This window comes from Pseudoalteromonas sp. QJM3NY_22, from assembly GCF_056173065.1.
Genome location: NZ_CM149655.1, coordinates 2,761,144 through 2,778,299, shown reverse-complemented (window position 1 = coordinate 2,778,299; position 17,156 = coordinate 2,761,144). Strand labels below are relative to the sequence as shown.

8 protein-coding genes and 4 pseudogenes are annotated in these 17,156 nt (G+C 40.4%); 2 read left to right on the top strand and 10 right to left on the bottom strand.

Annotated elements, in window-relative coordinates; genetic code table 11:
* Positions 1-31: 31 nt before the first annotated feature.
* Both AC0VZ4_RS12540 and AC0VZ4_RS12535 read right to left on the bottom strand, forming a co-directional pair.
* Positions 32-1,954, bottom strand: coding sequence for a PrkA family serine protein kinase (locus AC0VZ4_RS12540; RefSeq protein WP_008138405.1), 1,923 nt, complete (start codon positions 1,952-1,954; stop codon positions 32-34).
* Positions 1,955-2,165: 211 nt separating this feature from the next.
* Positions 2,166-2,747 carry a superoxide dismutase gene (locus AC0VZ4_RS12535; RefSeq protein WP_024611616.1) on the bottom strand — a complete coding sequence of 194 codons (582 nt, stop codon included), beginning with the start codon at positions 2,745-2,747 and terminating at the stop codon, positions 2,166-2,168.
* Positions 2,748-3,012: 265 nt separating this feature from the next.
* Between AC0VZ4_RS12535 and AC0VZ4_RS12530 the strand changes: the two genes are divergently transcribed.
* Positions 3,013-3,351, top strand: a complete 339-nt coding sequence (locus AC0VZ4_RS12530; RefSeq protein ID WP_004335359.1) for a Grx4 family monothiol glutaredoxin — start codon at positions 3,013-3,015, stop codon at positions 3,349-3,351.
* Between the two features lie 89 nt (positions 3,352-3,440).
* Here AC0VZ4_RS12530 and AC0VZ4_RS12525 read toward each other — a convergent pair.
* The 8 genes and pseudogenes from AC0VZ4_RS12525 to AC0VZ4_RS12490 all read right to left on the bottom strand — a co-directional run bounded on the left by AC0VZ4_RS12525 (position 3,441) and on the right by AC0VZ4_RS12490 (position 11,992).
* Positions 3,441-4,758, bottom strand: a pseudogene (locus tag AC0VZ4_RS12525) (sensor histidine kinase).
* Positions 4,758-6,083, bottom strand: coding sequence for a sigma-54-dependent transcriptional regulator (locus AC0VZ4_RS12520; protein ID WP_475439831.1), 1,326 nt, complete (start codon positions 6,081-6,083; stop codon positions 4,758-4,760). Before AC0VZ4_RS12520 ends, AC0VZ4_RS12525 begins: the two are co-directional and overlap by 1 nt.
* Before the next feature lie 71 nt (positions 6,084-6,154).
* A complete protein-coding gene (locus tag AC0VZ4_RS12515; RefSeq protein ID WP_475439830.1) occupies positions 6,155-7,363 on the bottom strand; it encodes an ABC transporter permease in 1,209 nt (402 codons plus the stop codon).
* Between the two features lie 11 nt (positions 7,364-7,374).
* Positions 7,375-8,058: pseudogene (locus tag AC0VZ4_RS12510) on the bottom strand (ABC transporter permease); the annotation flags it as partial.
* Positions 8,059-8,083: 25 nt separating this feature from the next.
* Complete coding sequence (locus AC0VZ4_RS12505; protein WP_475439829.1) at positions 8,084-9,301, bottom strand: IS4 family transposase; 1,218 nt, start codon at positions 9,299-9,301, stop codon at positions 8,084-8,086.
* A 95-nt stretch (positions 9,302-9,396) separates the two neighbouring features.
* Positions 9,397-10,035 (bottom strand): annotated as a pseudogene (locus AC0VZ4_RS12500) (ABC transporter permease); the annotation flags it as partial.
* A gap of 3 nt (positions 10,036-10,038) precedes the next feature.
* Positions 10,039-10,749 (bottom strand): ABC transporter ATP-binding protein, encoded by a 711-nt coding sequence (locus AC0VZ4_RS12495; protein ID WP_475439828.1) that lies wholly within the window; start codon positions 10,747-10,749, stop codon positions 10,039-10,041.
* A gap of 42 nt (positions 10,750-10,791) precedes the next feature.
* A pseudogene (locus AC0VZ4_RS12490) lies at positions 10,792-11,992 on the bottom strand (efflux RND transporter periplasmic adaptor subunit).
* A gap of 697 nt (positions 11,993-12,689) precedes the next feature.
* Here AC0VZ4_RS12490 and gltB point away from each other — a divergent pair.
* Positions 12,690-17,147: a glutamate synthase large subunit gene (gene gltB / locus AC0VZ4_RS12485; protein WP_475439827.1), complete on the top strand. Its 4,458-nt coding sequence runs from the start codon at positions 12,690-12,692 to the stop codon at positions 17,145-17,147.
* Positions 17,148-17,156 lie beyond the last annotated feature (9 nt).

Sequence of the window (17,156 nt, the reverse complement as noted above, 5' to 3'; positions counted from 1 at the left end):
ATTGACCTCCTATATACTACGACTATGAAGGTTATTGCGATTTTCTAACCCGTAAATACCACTCAGAAAGCAAGCGAACTTGTTTTTGTGTATAGCCTTTTTCGACCATACGGTTCACAAAGTCTTCGTGCTTTTGCTGATCCTCTGCAGACGTTTTAGTATTAAACGAAATAACGGGGAGTAAATCTTCGGTATTAGAGAACATTTTTTTCTCAATTACCGTGCGTAGTTTTTCGTAGCTTGTCCATAGTGGATTTTTACCGTTGTTATGCGCACGGGCACGCAGTACAAAGTTCACTATTTCATTACGAAAATCTTTAGGGTTAGAAATACCCGCTGGTTTTTCTATTTTTTCAAGCTCGGCATTAAGCGCGGCTCGGTCAAATAGTTGTCCCGTATCTGGGTCGCGATACTCTTGGTCTTGTATCCAAAAGTCAGCATAAATAACATAGCGGTCAAAAATGTTTTGTCCGTATTCTGAATACGATTCTAAATAGGCGGTTTGCAGTTCTTTACCTATAAAATCTACATATTGAGGAATTAAATAGCCTTTCAAAAAGCTTAAATAACGCTCTTCTATTTCACTTGAAAATTGCTCGCGCTCTATCTGTTGCTCAAGTACATAGAACAAATGTACCGGATTTGCAGCAACCTCAGTGGTATCAAAGTTAAACACTCGGGACAAAATTTTAAACGCAAAGCGGGTAGAGAGCCCCGTCATGCCTTCATCAACACCTGCGTAATCACGATACTCTTGATACGATTTAGCTTTAGGGTCTGTGTCTTTAAGGGTTTCGCCATCGTATACCCGCATCTTTGAATAAATACTGGAATTTTCTGGCTCTTTTAAACGTGATAATGTTGTAAATTGCGCTAATGTTTTAAGTGTCCCAGGCGCACATGGCGCATTGTATAGCTCGCTGTGCTCAAGTAATTTGTCGTAAATTTTAACTTCTTCAGTTACACGTAAACAGTAAGGCACTTTAACAATATAAACACGGTCTAAAAATGCTTCATTGTTTTTATTGTTTTTAAAAGTTTGCCACTCAGATTCATTAGAATGTGCGAGGATCATGCCATTAAATGGAAGAGCACTAATACCTTCTGTGCCGTTATAGTTACCTTCTTGGGTGGCGGTAAGTAAAGGATGCAGCACTTTAATCGGTGCTTTAAACATTTCTACAAACTCCATCAGCCCTTGGTTAGCTAAACATAAAGAGCCAGAGTAGGCGTATGCATCAGGATCATTTTGGGCAAAGTGCTCAAGCTGGCGAATATCGACTTTACCTACTAGCGCTGAAATATCTTGGTTGTTTTCATCCCCAGGCTCAGTTTTAGCAATGCCTATTTGGTTTAAAATAGAAGGGTAGCGTTTGACCACTCTAAACTGGCTAATATCACCATTGAACTCTTTTAAGCGTTTTCCAGCCCAAGGCGACATAATGGTTTTTAAGTAGCGCGGTTTAATACCATATTCTTTGCTGAGTACGTCTGCATCTTCGATAGGATCAAACAAGGAGAGAGGATGGTCGTTTACAGGAGAGCCTTTAATTGAATAAATAGGCACTTGTTGCATTAAATACTTTAGTTTTTCAGCAATGGATGATTTACCCCCACCTACAGGCCCGAGTAAATAGAGTACTTGTTTGCATTCTTCAAGCCCTTGGGCTGCGTGTTTTAAATAAGAGACTATTTGCTCAATGGCGTCTTCCATACCATAAAAGTCAGCAAAGGCAGGGTAGCGCGCAACCACTCTATTAGAAAATAACCGGCTTAGTCTTGCATCGGTTGCGGTGTCTACCATGTTTGGTTCGCCAATTGCCATAAGTAGACGTTCTGGTGCGCTGGCATAGGCAGACTTATCTGTTTTACAAATTTCAAGAAATTCAGCGATACTGTATTCTTCTTCCTGTGCCGCTTCGTATCGTGCTTGGTAATGCTCAAAAATCGTCATAATAACCTCCGAAACCCGCTGTAAAAAGGTGCTTACCTTTTAAAGTCTAGTCACGAATTGGTATTTTTGTGCAATAAAATTAAAAATTTAAGTGAAAAAAGATCATGTTGAACTAATGAACACAACAACACGTATAAACGAAAAAAGTACAAGAATAACATACAAAAAAAGACGCCTAAGCGTCTTTTTTACATTAGCGTTTAAAGGCTAATTAAGCGAAGTTAGCGTTCGCGAATTCCCAGTTAACAAGCGACCAAAAACCTTTAAGGTAATCTGGACGAACGTTACGGTAATCGATGTAGTAAGCGTGTTCCCATAAATCCACTGTAAGGATTGGAGTAACGCCATCATCAGTTAATGGTGTAGCAGCGTTAGATGTATTAACGATGTCTAGTGAACCATCAGCAAGCTTAACTAACCACGTCCAGCTTGAACCAAAGTTATTTACTGCTTTATCGTTTAATGCCGCTTTAAACGCATCAAAAGAACCCCATTTAGCGTTGATTGCATCAGCAACTGCGCCAGTAGGCTCGCCGCCGCCGTTTGGAGATAAGCTGTTCCAGTAAAAAGTATGGTTCCAGATTTGTGCTGCGTTGTTAAATACGCCGCCTTCTGATGAACATACGATCTCTTCTAGAGATTTGTTTTCAAACTCAGTACCAGGGATTAAACCATTAAGCTTAACCACGTAAGTGTTGTGGTGTTTGCCATGGTGAAACTCTAGTGTTTCTTTTGAAATATGTGGCTCAAGTGCGTCGATTGCATATGGTAGTGACGGTAGTTCAAATGCCATTTTTTATCTCCATCTTCTTTGGTTGATAGTCCATTTGGTAATACGTAATGCCTGTTGAAACAGACCAGTTACCTATACCAAGCGGTAATATAGTGTTACTATAATTGTTGAGTATTTTACTCAAGTTTAAGCAAACAGCAATGCTATTGCGAAAGACTATTTCAATTGCGGCTTTATTTGCCCATTTTAAGTTATATATTTGTGGTCACGATGAGTTATTTTCAAGACCAAAATATATTTAGCTATCGTTACTTTGAGGTTGTAGATGGAAACCATTGATAAAATTAAACAGCAAATTTCAGAAAACCCAATAATCCTTTTCATGAAAGGGTCACCAAAATTACCAAATTGTGGTTTTTCTTCACAAGCATCGCAAGCGTTAATGTCATGTGGTGAACCATTTGCATACGTTGATATTTTACTTAATCCAGACATTCGTGCTGAGCTTCCAGCATATGCTAATTGGCCAACATTCCCACAACTTTGGGTAGATGGCGAATTAGTTGGTGGTTGTGACATTATTATCGAAATGTTCCAACGCGGTGAATTACAGCCGTTAATTACAGAAACTGCTGCTAAATACAAAGAAGCTGACGCAGAGTAATTTATTACTCAACCTGAACTCAGGTTATTAAGCTCTTTAAACACAAAGCTACTTTAAAAGTGGCTTTGTTGTTTTTAATTTGTGTGAATTTATAAATAAGGAAGGCTCACTTGCACGTTTAAGCCGCCCTCTATTTTGTTATGTAAACTTATATGCCCTTGGTGCGCTTCTGCTATTTCTCTGCATAAGGCTAACCCTAAACCACTCCCCGTACTTTTTGTAGAATAGAAGGGCACTAAAGCATTTGCCATTACTTGCTCGCTCATTCCTTTGCCGCAGTCGCTCACATTTATAACACATGCTTGGTTGGGGTACAAACTCGACCTGAATATGTATTTCATTGGCGTTGGAGCCTGACTCGTGTGAATTTTTTAATAAGTTTATCAGCAGCTGCTCGAGTTGTGTTTGATCAGCTTGTAATTCATTGTGCGAATTTTTTATTTCGTAGCTAAATTGCCAGTGGTTTTTTAAATTATTGAGTGTGTTTTGCCAGTTAACCCGCGTTTTTTGTGGCTGAGGTAGCTTAGCAAACTTGCCATAGCCTTGTACAAATTCAGTTAAATGACTAATTCGCTCATCAATAGTTGCAAATACATGGGCAAGGCGAGGCTCATCAACTTTATTTGCGAGCAATTGTGCGCTGTGTAGCATGGATGACATGGGGCCGAGTGAATTATTTAATTCGTGGCTAATAATGCGTATTACTTTTTTCCACACGGCAACTTCTTGGCGACTAAGTTCACGGGTTAACTGTTTAAATATATATAAATGATGCTTTTGATTATTGAGTAAAAACTCCCCAGTGGCTAAATGCCAGGTTTGTGAGTCTTGATTCTCTATTTCTATATTAAAGAGGCCATCAATACCGTGCTCTATAGCTGCTACTAATTGCAGAGGCGAATTTTCGAGTAACTTACTTAGTTGCATACCTTCAAGGCGAGTTGCGCTATTAAATAAACTACGGCTAATTAAATTACTAAATACCACCGTATTATTATCATTGACCAGCAGTAGCGCTTGCGGCGAGCTTTGCAATACTTTATCAAGCATTAACTCGCGCTGGTAAATCCATTGTTTTTCTTGGCGAAGCTGTTTTGCGGTTTGATTATAAAGTTGGCATAGCTTTCCAAGTTCATCATTATTTTTATACGCAAGCAGACTGGAGAGCTCACCATCTTTAAAATTAAGTAATCCGGTTTCGAGCGATTGCATGCCAAGCTTTATTGGCTTGGTGATGGCTCTTGAAAGCAAGGTGCTAAATGTAAGCGTTAGTAATATTAAAAGCAGGGTGTAGTAAATATCAAAGCCACTTAGCGCGGCAATAATAACAACAGGCAGCGCGCTACAAAGCCCGCAAATTAATACAATCTTTTGGCTTAGGGTAAAGTTGCTAATAATGTTTGGCATTAATAATCAATACCCATTTTTTGTAACCGCCTGTAAAGTGCTTGTCGGCTTAAACCAAATTCACGGGCCACTTTGGCTATAACACCTTGATGAGCGCGCATTGCGTGTTCTATTTCCTGTTTGGTCGGCTCTGCTTTTTGTTGTGAAGAGACCGGTGACGAAAGAGCAAAGTCATCGACTGTAAGCGCACCTGCAGGTTTTAGTACCGCTACACGCTTACAAGCGTTTTCTAGCTCTCGAACGTTACCTGGCCATTTGTAGTGTTGAAGTGCTTGCTCTGTGTTTATAGTCAGCTCTCGGTGAGGTAAAAAGTGGCTAATAAGCGCTAAAACATCATCTTGTCTTTCGCACAGGGCAGGCACATTGAGCTCAATTACGTTAAGGCGATAATATAAGTCTTCCCTAAATCGACCTTGTTCAATTGCTTGTAGTAAGTTTTCGTTAGTGGCCGATATAACGCGCACATTTACTTTTCGTGTTTGTGTTGAGCCTAAACGCTCAAACTCGCCGGTTTGTAGTACGCGTAGTAATTTTATTTGTCCTGAAAGTGGTAAATTACCAATTTCATCTAAAAATAACGTACCGCCATCAGCTGCTTCAAATCGACCAATACGTTGTTTAGTTATCCCCGTGTATGCGCCAGCTTCAGCGCCAAAAAGTTCGGCCTCTATAAGTTCTTGCGGTAATGCACCTGCGTTTACCTTAATAAAAGGTTGCGATACAAGTGGGGAGTTTTTTTGAATAATATGCGCAATACACTCTTTGCCACTCCCATTAGGGCCTGTAATTAATGCAGATATATCAGATTTAGCCACTTGTAGCGCCATAGTAACCAGTCGTTCCATCGCAGTACTTTTAAATATTAGCCCAGCAAGGTCTGCATTTTTAAATGTACCTTCACGTTCTTGTTGATGGCGATTATGTGTCGCCACTATTTTTTTAGCACTGCCTAGCTCTATTAAGTTACCGATACAAACTAGTAGTTTTGCATCATCCCAGGGTTTTGGTAAGTAATCAGCAGCACCGGCTTTTACAAGCTCAATGGCGGTGGCAAGTTCGGTCCAGGCTGTAATAAGTATAATAGGTAAGTGTGGGTTTATTTCTCGTAGTTCATAAAACAACGCTTTACCTTCTTCGCCAGAGGTCGTGTCACTGGTAAAGTTCATGTCTTGAATTACAAGCTCAATGCGTTGATAGCGAACTATTTGCAGAGCATCAAACGGATTTGTTGCAGTGACTACCGAAAAGTCGTGGATCTCGAGCAACAATGAAAGTGCGTCGAGTACTGCTTGGTTATCATCAACAATGAGTATTTTATGAGTCATAGGTTATTTTTATAATTTTTTGATGGCTACACTGCCTTACTAAGCAGTGTAGCATAGTGATTTACATATAATTAAATAGTGCGAGTTGCGATACTGGGCGAAACATTGGCAGCGCGTTTAGCTGGCGCTAATACTGCAAGTAAACTCATTAAAAATACGGCAATGGCGGTAACGGCTATATAACTTGGCGGTAGTGCGGCTACAGAAAAATACTGCATTAACATTTTCCCAAGTAGTATTGCTGTTACTACACCTAAGGCTAAACCTAGGCTACAAATTAATGCATTTTCTACTAAAAAGTAGCTAACAATAGCTGACTTTCTTGCGCCAAGTGCTCTGCGTGTACCAATTTGCTTAGTACGTTTGCTAATATTAAATAAGGTTAAGCCAAAAATACCGAGAGCGGTTATAAGCACTAAAATAGTGATTAATACTATGAGCATGCGCATCATAAGGCGATCTTGAGCGGTATACTCATTTTTTAATTCATCAAGCCCTTTAATGTTATTTATAACGCGTTTGCTGTAATTTGCAAGCATAGCATTTTCTATTTCTTTCATTACAGTTGCTCGCTGACCTGGCTTAGTACGAACGGCAACTTGTGTATAACTTTCTGCTTTAATATAAGGAATAAACGCAAAATTATCTGGTTTACTGTCTTTGAGCCACGGGCCTTTCATTTTTCCGATCACGCCAATAACTTTAAGTGGTAGGTCACCAAAATAAACTATTTTCCCTAAACCATCTCCATCAGGATAGAGCTCATCAAGTAGGGCTTTAGTGACTATAGTGACGTTGGTGCGCTTTTGTGTAATTTCGTTTGTAACGAGCACTTCATCTTCGGTAAAGTTTCGCCCTGCAATTAAGTTAACGCCGTAGGTATTAATAGCATGATCGTCTATAAAAATATAAGCGGCCCTGACACTTAGGCCTTCTTGTGGGGCAGGTTTTAAATTAAAGCTCGAAGCGCTGCCACTCCCTGATAGTGGAATACTACTGCTTAATGCGGCATCGACCACGCCTGGCATTTTTCTAAGCATGCTTTCATCAAGCTCAAACTGCTGACTTAAGTTAATATCAGTACCAAAGGTCATTACATTAAACTTAAATATATCTTGTTCAGGGTAGCCCGTTTCTTGGTTTAAATAACTAATTCTATCTTGAATGATAAATGCAGCATTACTGACTATGGCTGTGGTAATTGCAATTTGAATTAGCAGTAATACAGCGCCCACCTTTGAGCGGCATAAGGCGTTAAATATAGGTTTTATTTCTAACATTGTGACATTCCTTATTGGCTCTTAAGATAAATAGCAGGGTTGGTTTTACACACTAGCCAAGCAGGGTACAAACCAGCCAAAATGCAGGTTGTAATTGCAATCAATGGGGCGCTCAATAGCATGGTTAAATCCATTGTCGCTAAATTTTCATAGTAGTCATAGCTTTGCCCTACGCCCATTAAGCCAAGTTGTGCTAGTACAATTCCTAGCATGCCACCTATAAAGCCAAGCATGGCGACCTCAACTAAGTGCTGTAAAAATATTTGCCTTTTACTCGCACCTAATGCGCGTCTTACACCTACTTCTGGCGCCCTGCGTAAAAACTTGGCTAAAAGTAAACCTAAAATATTGGCTAAGCAGACACCTAAAAACATAAAGCTCAGGCCCACTAAAATTTTATTGTCTTCGGTGACGACGTTATTGTATTGCATCCATTGGTTTACATCGCGAAGTTTATACTCAAGTTCTTTACGATTAAATCGCCCACGTTTTTGTTGTTCCTGCATATAGGCTAATAAGTAATTTTGATAGGCTTGTTTTTGTTCAAGCGTATTTAGCTCTGCCCAAAACTGGATCCATACTTGCTCAGATTGCAGTTTATCTGCAAAGGTTGGTGTGTTTTCGTGCTTCCATCCATTGCTATTGCCCCAACTTACGAGCTCTTTTGCCTTTATTAAGCTAAAGGGCATAAATAACCTAAGGGATCCCCAAAAATAATCATTAAGTTTCAATTACATCACTCACATCCATATTTTTCCAATTGAGTTGCACTACCACTTGTGCGAAATAGGCGAGCCCTTCTAAATAATCTCGCCGTCGCAGTTTAATGGACTGTTTTTTGAAGTATCGCAACCCAACAAATGCCCATGACACTACTCGCCTGCTTTTGGTTGAGTTAGCTTGAAAAGATCCTGTCTTTCCTGCTTTGTCTATCACTGCACCCAGCATCATTGAGAACCAATGCGCCAGTGTTGCGAGCAGTAAAAGTATGTCTAATCGGTAGAGTTTGTTCGTTCTGTGTAGATCTGAGCCTAAGCCGAACCTAACACTTTTTTGATCTCGAAATCCGGCTTCTATTTGCATTCTCATACCATATAATTTGAGCACTTTTTCGAGAAAGTGGTGCTTTTTTGGAAGTGAAGAAACGAGTAGCCAAGGCTCCTTATAACCACGTTTTTTATCTCTTTTTAATAACTTATGCCCCTTGCCAACCAGCACTGCATGCGTTTGATATTTTGCACTTTTGGTCAACTCGGTCGCGCCAAGATACTGGCTCTTACGTTGATTGCTCTTGAATAGTGACTGGCATGGAACAAACTCATCGCTGCCCTGCGTTTTCAAGTGTGCCGTACCTCGAACTCGGCTAATATAATGCCAGCCATTGTTTCGCACGGCTTTGAGCCAAGGAACTTTAAAGCCCGCATCCGTCACAATGACGGGCCGGCAATCACTCGGCAAGATCAGTTTGAGCATCTTCAAGAACCGTTTTTGTACTTTTGGGCAATGATATTGAAAGCTGAGTGCACTTTCCTGATACAGGGTTAAAGAGCGACCTTCACTGACAATGCTGGCACGCAGAATACAATATTTGGTTTGTGTATCGGCATGACTCCAATCAACCAAAATGACGGGATGCTTTTCAGTGACCACAAAACGGCTTAAGTGAACATAAACCGTTGTTGATTCACGTAAAAGCTCGTGGTTACTGAGCAGTCGATCAATACGTTTAATATCATGTTTTTCAGTGGTTTTTGAATTCAAATTGCGACCGATAGACGTCAAGGTGCATTGCTGACAGTGCAAAAGAGATTTAACGGCAGCGACTAGAGTATTAAATCTGGCTTTATGAATTGATTTAGGGGTGACAGCGCGGAGCATATTGTGCAAAATAGTAAAAGCATTCATGGTGTTTAGCTCTGTTGTTTGTAAGTGATTCATAAGATCACAAAACACCATGAATGTTCCCTCGCTTCCCACATTTTTTAATACTGTTAGTTTATTGATATATAAAGGCTAATTCTGGGGATACTTTAGATAAATAACTCTTCTACTTGATTAAATGCACCGTTATTTAAATCATAATATTTAATATTGAGAGGCCAATGGTTAATAACACCAGCTACTTGGTAGCTTGCATCATCTAAGTAAATCAGTTCTCCGACAGAGTTTTTTCCTGCAAATAGTTTATCGTTTATCTCTTGGGTAATAACAACCACAGGTGCAGCTGAGTTTTCTTGCTCTTTGCTCCAAGCCCCACCGTACAAAAATGACAAATCAAACATGCTAAAAAAGTCAGGCGTTGTCATCCGTGCACTGCCAATAAAGGGTTTTATTTTATCTGAATCTAAATAAACTGAAAAGCCGGTACGCATCATAGCCACTTTTTTCTCTGACGTGGGCGCGTTTAATAAGTTCTCAGCATCTTGATAGGTCAGTTGCAGTGGCATGTTATCTTCTGTCCACCACGTACTACCATCGTCCATTGTTTGTAATTGCACACTGTAAAGTTGGCTGCTTTTTTCTGGGATAGGATCGGCCGACATCATATGATAAACACTAAGGCTGGTCATTGTTATGCCTATACCTATCGCAATGGCAAGTACCATTAAAAAGCTAACCAGTGGGGTGCGCTTGAAGCTGCGCCAACTTAAATCTAAATAATGAATAAACATTAGTTAAACCCCCGATGCTGTTTTTATAGTTTGCGCGCCCTGATAAAGCGTAAAGTCGGCAAGCTGCCCATCAACTACTTGAATATTACGCGGAGCACGGCGGGCTAATTCGCTATCATGCGTTACCATTACAATAGTGGCACCGTCGCGATTGATTTGTTCAAGTAACTCCATAACTTGGCGAGCCATTAAGCTGTCAAGGTTACCTGTTGGCTCATCGGCTAGTAAAAAACGAGGTTCACCAGCAAGCGCACGGGCTATTGCCACACGTTGTTGCTGGCCACCAGAGAGTTGTTGAGGTAAGTGTTTAGCGCGAGATGCTAAACCAACTTGTTCAAGGCATTGCTCAATTCGACGTTTTCGCTCATTTACTTTAATCCCTCTATAGCGAAGAGGAACTTCTATGTTTTCATATAAATTTAAATCAGGGATTAAATTAAAGCCTTGGAATATAAAGCCAATTTTTTGATTACGTAAATCAGCACGTTGGTTGTCGTTTAAGCTGCCAACATTAACACCATCCAACAGGTACTCACCTTCGTTAAAAGGCTCGAGCATACCTGCAATATTTAAAAAGGTTGTTTTTCCTGAGCCGCTAGGACCGGTAACAGCAATAAATTCGCCTTCGTTTACTTGCAGGTTAAAGTCTCGAAGTGCATGGGTTTGTACCATTTCTGTTTGATATACTTTACTTACATTGTTCATTTGTAACATGGGTGTTCCTAATTATTTTTAGCGTTGGTTGAGAACGTCTGTTTAATTTAATAAAATCGTATCGGCTTGCTTAAAGTCGCTGTAGCTTGAAATAATAATTTCATCGTTTTCTTTAACACCGCTTAAAAGTTCTACCGCGTTAATGCTTGTGGCGCCTATTGTAATAGGTATACGCTTTGCGATATTGCCATCGACTTTATAAGCTACAATTCCGCCTTGCTGCATAAAAGCGCCGCGTTTTACTTGCATTATGTCTTGGCGGTTATCGAGTAAAATACGTGCAGTTAAGCGTTGGTTTTGACGAATGTTATTACTAACTCCATCAAAGCGAACGCGCGCTGTTACTTCACGATTATTAACTTCTGGTGATATGGCGGATAAATTCCCCATCACTGTTTCATTGCCTAACTTAAGCTCTACTTCCATACCGAGTCCTAATTCGTTTGCATAACTTTCAGGTACTTGAAGCTCCGCTTCGAAATTACTTAAGTTGACGAGTGTCATAAGAGGTTGGCTTTGCGTCACTGCGGCTTTTTGTTGCACAAGAAGGTTACCCACGATCCCAGTAACGGTAGCTTTAATAGATAGGTTGCTTACTTTTCTGATTAAATCATCAACAATAAGTTGCTGGCGGGTTACATCACTTTTAGCTGCTTGTAGTTCAAAGGCGAGCGTGTCTTTGGCAAGCAATACCTCTTGTTGTGCATGCTTATATGTGAGCTTTGCACGTGATAAATCATCAACTGCTTTTTCAAGATCAATTTGGCTAATTAAGTGCTTTTGTATTGATAACTGCGCCCGGCGATTTTCGCGCTCAGCGGCGTCTTGCTTGCAAATGCTGCCTTTGCTGCTCGCCTTGTAGTCGTTTAAGTACAGACTCCTGTTGCTTTAATTCGTTAGTTAACTCAGGGCTTTGCAGCAGAGCAAGTGTGTCCCCTTGCTTTACTGTATCGCCAGCCTTTACTTTTAAATCTATAAAACCACGTTCTGGGCTGTAGATTTTAGGAGCATTAGCAGCAACAATTTTACCACTGGCGGCAATGTCTCGAATGAGCGCTTTAACGTGTACTTTGGCAACCTGTACTTTTGAGCGGCTAATAGAGCTTTTAGCGCTATGACTCGTTAAAAAAATATAAGCAATTGTCGAGGCTACAATGAAAATAACCGCAGTGATGACCGCGTATTTTTTATAGTTCATAGGTGCCTTTACTTGTACGTCTTGTGCGCTGGTATCTTTAATCATTAGGCTCTCCTACACGGCTTTTATATATTTTTCACACAGTAGAAAAAAAACTGCGGTGCAAATAGCGACAATAGGAGATATCAAAAATAAACTAAGCATAAACATAATTATTCCACTTAACGAATGTGTATAGCTCTATACTATTAGCATGCCAAAGCGTAACTCACTGTAATTAGTTAATTAAATTTTATTTTATGTGTTTTTTATATGTCCGCGGACATAAAAGTGTCCGCAGTGGACGCATTAGTAAATAAAAATTCACTATTAAGAGGTTAAAAATGCCACAAATATTAATAACTATACTAATGACCAGTAAAAAGAAGAGAGGTTAAGCCTCAAAATTACGGAAATAGCACAAAACTATCTAAATGTTAACTAACTTTATCGGTGTATGTTGAATATTTATTCACTGAATGAGGGCTTTACGTTTACGTAAGCTGTAGCTTTTTACTTGGTTGTTTTTACAAAATGTTAAACTTGACACCAGTGTCATGAAAAAATAACGCCTAATATACGACTAAATGTTAAAAATAATGATGAAAAAGAAATCTTGCTATGAAGTGAGAAATATTCAAGAATGTGAATATGTATTCAAAATGCTATTGACTCTATTTACGATAGAGGCTAGTTTTGTCCGTCTGTTAGCAAATCGTCGAGCAGTTCATCCACGCTAACAGTGCAGCAAGGGGAGGGGTCTATGTTATACGACTCAAAATTAGAAAAAGAAAATTGTGGCTTTGGCTTAATAGCCCAAGTTAATGGTCAAGCTAGTCATAGGCTTATTCGTACTGCTATTACGGGGCTTGATCGCATGCAGCATCGTGGCGGTATATCTGCCGATGGTAAAACAGGTGATGGCTGTGGTTTATTATTACAAAAACCAGATAGCTTTTTTCGTGCTATTGCGGCTGAGAACAATTGGCACTTAGGTAAAAATTATGCCGTAGGTATGATTTTTTTAAATTCAGACCCTGTTTTAGCACAAGCTGCAAAACAAATACTTAGCGAAGAATTAGAAAAAGAAACGCTAAATATTTTAGGTTGGCGCGTAGTGCCAACCGACCCATCAATGTTAGGCCCTATAGCAGTACAACAATTACCTGGGTTTGAACAAATTTTTGTTAGTGCGCCAGAAGGTTGGCGCTCTAAAGATTTAGAGCGACGCTTATATGTAGCGCGTCGTCGTGCTGAAAAGCGTATTGTTGATGATGAAGCTTTTTATATTGCAAGCTTGTCTGGATTAGTTACTATCTATAAAGGCCTTATGATGCCTGCAGATTTACCTAATTTTTACCTAGATTTAGCTGATATTCGTATGACCAGTGCGATTTGTGTTTTTCATCAACGATTTTCTACTAATACTCAACCGCGTTGGCCTCTTGCTCAACCTTTTCGTTATTTAGCACACAATGGTGAAATTAATACCATTGAAGGTAACCGCCAATGGGCACGTGCGCGTTCTTATAAGTTTGCGTCACCACTTATTCCTGATTTACAAACAGCGGCACCGTTTGTAAACGAAACTGGTTCTGATTCATCCAGCCTAGATAATATGCTTGAGCTATTTTTAGCTGGCGGCATGGATTTATTCCGTGCGATGCGCATGCTTGTGCCACCTGCATGGCAAAAAAACCGTGCAATGGACGATGATCTACGTGCATTTTACGACTTTAACTCTATGCATATGGAACCATGGGATGGTCCGGCAGGTATTGTAATGTCGGATGGTCGTTTTGCGGCGTGTAACCTTGACCGTAATGGACTTCGCCCTGCGCGTTATGTAATTACACAAGATGGCTTTATTACGCTTGCATCAGAGGTGGGTATTTGGGATTACACTGCTGATGAAGTGGTTGAAAAAGGTCGTGTTGGTCCAGGTGAATTATTAGTTATTGATACTAAGCTTGGCAAAATTTGGCATTCGGATGAAATCGATCAAGATTTAAAATCTCGCCATCCATACAAGTCATGGCTTGAAGAAAATGTTAAACGTTTAGTTCCATTTGAAGAACTTACTGAGCAAGATGCCGGTAATCGTTCTTTTGATAATGAAACGCTAGCTAAATATCAAAAAATGTTTGGTTATACCAACGAAGAGCTTGATAGCGTTATTCGTGTAATGGGTGAAAACGGCCAAGAAGCAACAGGCTCAATGGGTGATGACACGCCATTTGCTGTGCTTAGTGAAGGGCATCGTTCACTTTATGATTACTTCCGCCAAAAATTTGCGCAAGTAACAAACCCACCTATCGATCCACTGCGTGAAAATCATGTAATGTCACTTGCGACATGTATTGGTAGTGAGCAAAATGTATTTAACGAAACAACAGGCCACGCTAAGCGCCTACAGTTTGATACGCCAATTTTAATGTACGCAGACATGCAGCAATTATTAAATGCTGATGAAGCACATTACAGCTACTGTAAAATTGATATTACGTATACAGTTGAAGAAGGATTGGAAAAAGCAGTATCGCGAATTTGTGATATTGCGCAGAAAAAAGCAGCATCGGGCTGTATTATGCTTGTTCTAACAGACCGCAACTTTGATGAAACGAATTTACCTATTCCAGCAGCTATGGCTGTGGGCGCGGTGCAAAATCGTCTTGTTGATAATAATCTTCGTTGTGAATCGAATATTATTATTGAAACCGGTAGTGTGCGCGATGCACACCAATTTGCAGTTTTATTAGGTTTTGGTGCAACTGCCATTTATCCATACCTTGCGTATGAATCGTTAGTTGCAATGAGCGACAATAAAATTATTGATAAGTCGTATTGCGAAGTAACGCTTGCTTATCGTAAAGCCATTAACAAGGGCTTATATAAAATTATGTCTAAAATGGGCATAAGTACGGTTGCGTCATATCGTTGCTCAATGTTGTTTGAAGCGGTTGGTTTATCTGATGCTATTGTACAAATGTGTTTTAAAGGAGTGGCAAGTCGCATACAGGGTGCCTGTTTTACCGATTTTGATGACGATCAACAGAGCCTACATAAACTTGCTTTAAGTAAACGTAAATTATTAAGCCACGGCGGTTTGTTTAAGTATGTTCATGGTGGCGAATATCATGCTTATAATCCGGATGTAATCCAAACCCTACAAAAAGCAGTTCGTTCTGGTGAATACACCGATTACAGTGAGTATGCAAAACTCGTTAATAATCGTCCGATTGCTACGCTACGTGACATGCTTTCGCTTAAATTGCCTGAAACCGGCATTAGCATTGATGATGTCGAGCCTGCAGAAAATCTTTATAAACGATTTGATTCGGCCGCAATGAGTATTGGTGCTTTATCGCCAGAAGCGCATGAGGCGCTAGCAATTGCGATGAACCGCTTGGGTGGGTGTTCAAACTCGGGTGAAGGCGGCGAAGATAAGCTGCGTTACGGTACCGAAAAAAATTCACGTATTAAGCAAGTCGCTTCAGGTCGATTTGGCGTAACGCCGCATTACTTACGTAGTGCTGATGTTATTCAAATTAAAGTAGCGCAAGGTGCAAAACCAGGTGAAGGCGGGCAATTACCGGGTGAAAAAGTAACCCCATATATTGCTAAACTTCGTTATTCGGTGCCAGGTGTTACGTTAATTTCGCCACCACCACATCACGATATTTACTCAATTGAAGATTTAGCACAGCTAATTTTTGATTTAAAACAAGTAAACCCTAAAGCACTTATTTCTGTAAAACTGGTTTCAGAACCAGGCGTAGGAACCATTGCGACAGGTGTTGCTAAAGCCTATGCCGATTTAATTACTATTTCTGGCTATGATGGCGGTACAGGTGCAAGCCCACTTACTTCAGTTAAATATGCCGGTAGCCCATGGGAGCTTGGCCTTGCTGAAACACAGCAAGCACTTGTTGAAAATGGCCTTCGTCATCGCATTCGCCTGCAAACAGATGGTGGCTTAAAAACAGGTTTAGATATTATTAAAGCAGCAATTCTAGGTGCTGAAAGCTTTGGCTTTGGTACTGGCCCAATGGTTGCCCTTGGTTGTAAATACTTGCGTATTTGCCACTTAAATAACTGTGCGACCGGTGTTGCAACACAAGACGAAACACTTCGCCAAAAGCATTATCACGGCCTACCAGAAATGGCGATGAACTACTTTAAGTTTATAGCGCAAGAAGCCCGTGAAATTATGGCAAGCTTGGGTGTTGTAAACTTAACTGACTTAATTGGTCGTTTAGATTTGCTTGAAGCAATTGAAGGCAAAACAGCAAAACAGAAGAAAATTGATTTGTCTTCAGTAGTTGCTCAGCCTAATAACCCAACAGGCGAAACACTTTATTGTAGTGCGCCTAATAGCTCACATTATTTAGGAAAGCTTAATGAGAGCCTACTTGCTAAGGCGCAAGAAGCAATTGACGCTTCTTGCGGTATTTCACTAGTAAGTCGTATTTGTAATACAGACAGATCGGTTGGTGCAATGCTTTCTGGCTATATTGCTGATAAATATGGCAACCAAGGTATGGCTGCGGACCCAGTCGTAATTGAACTACACGGTACTGCGGGTCAATCATTTGGCGTGTGGAATGCAGGTGGCCTTGAAATGACATTGGTTGGCGATGCTAACGATTACGTAGGGAAGGGCATGGCTGGTGGCAAGCTAGTTATTCGTCCACCACTTGGCTCGTCGTTCGAAAGTCATAAAGCTACAATTGCAGGCAACACATGCTTATATGGTGCGACAGGCGGTAAATTGTTTGCAGCTGGATGTGCCGGAGAGCGTTTTGCAGTTCGTAACTCAGGTGTACAAGCCGTTGTTGAAGGCGTAGGTGATAACGGTTGTGAATACATGACTGGCGGCGTTGTATGTGTACTGGGCAACGTAGGCGTTAACTTTGGTGCTGGTATGACAGGTGGTTTCGCTTATATTTTAGATGAGCGAAATGATTTTGAAAAGCGCATTAATCCCGAACTAGTAGAAGTGGTTACACTTGAAGAATTAGCATCGCATCAAGAACATTTACGCGGCTTAATTGCTGAGCATTTAGAGCTTACGGGTTCATGCAGAGCAGAAAGTATTCTAGCTAACTTTGAATTGTACTTACCTATGTTCAAATTAGTAAAACCAAAATCAAGCGACGTAAAAAGTTTACTCGGGCATCGCGCTCGCAGTAGTGCCGAACTACGTGTTCAGGCGCAATAAGGGGGCAGT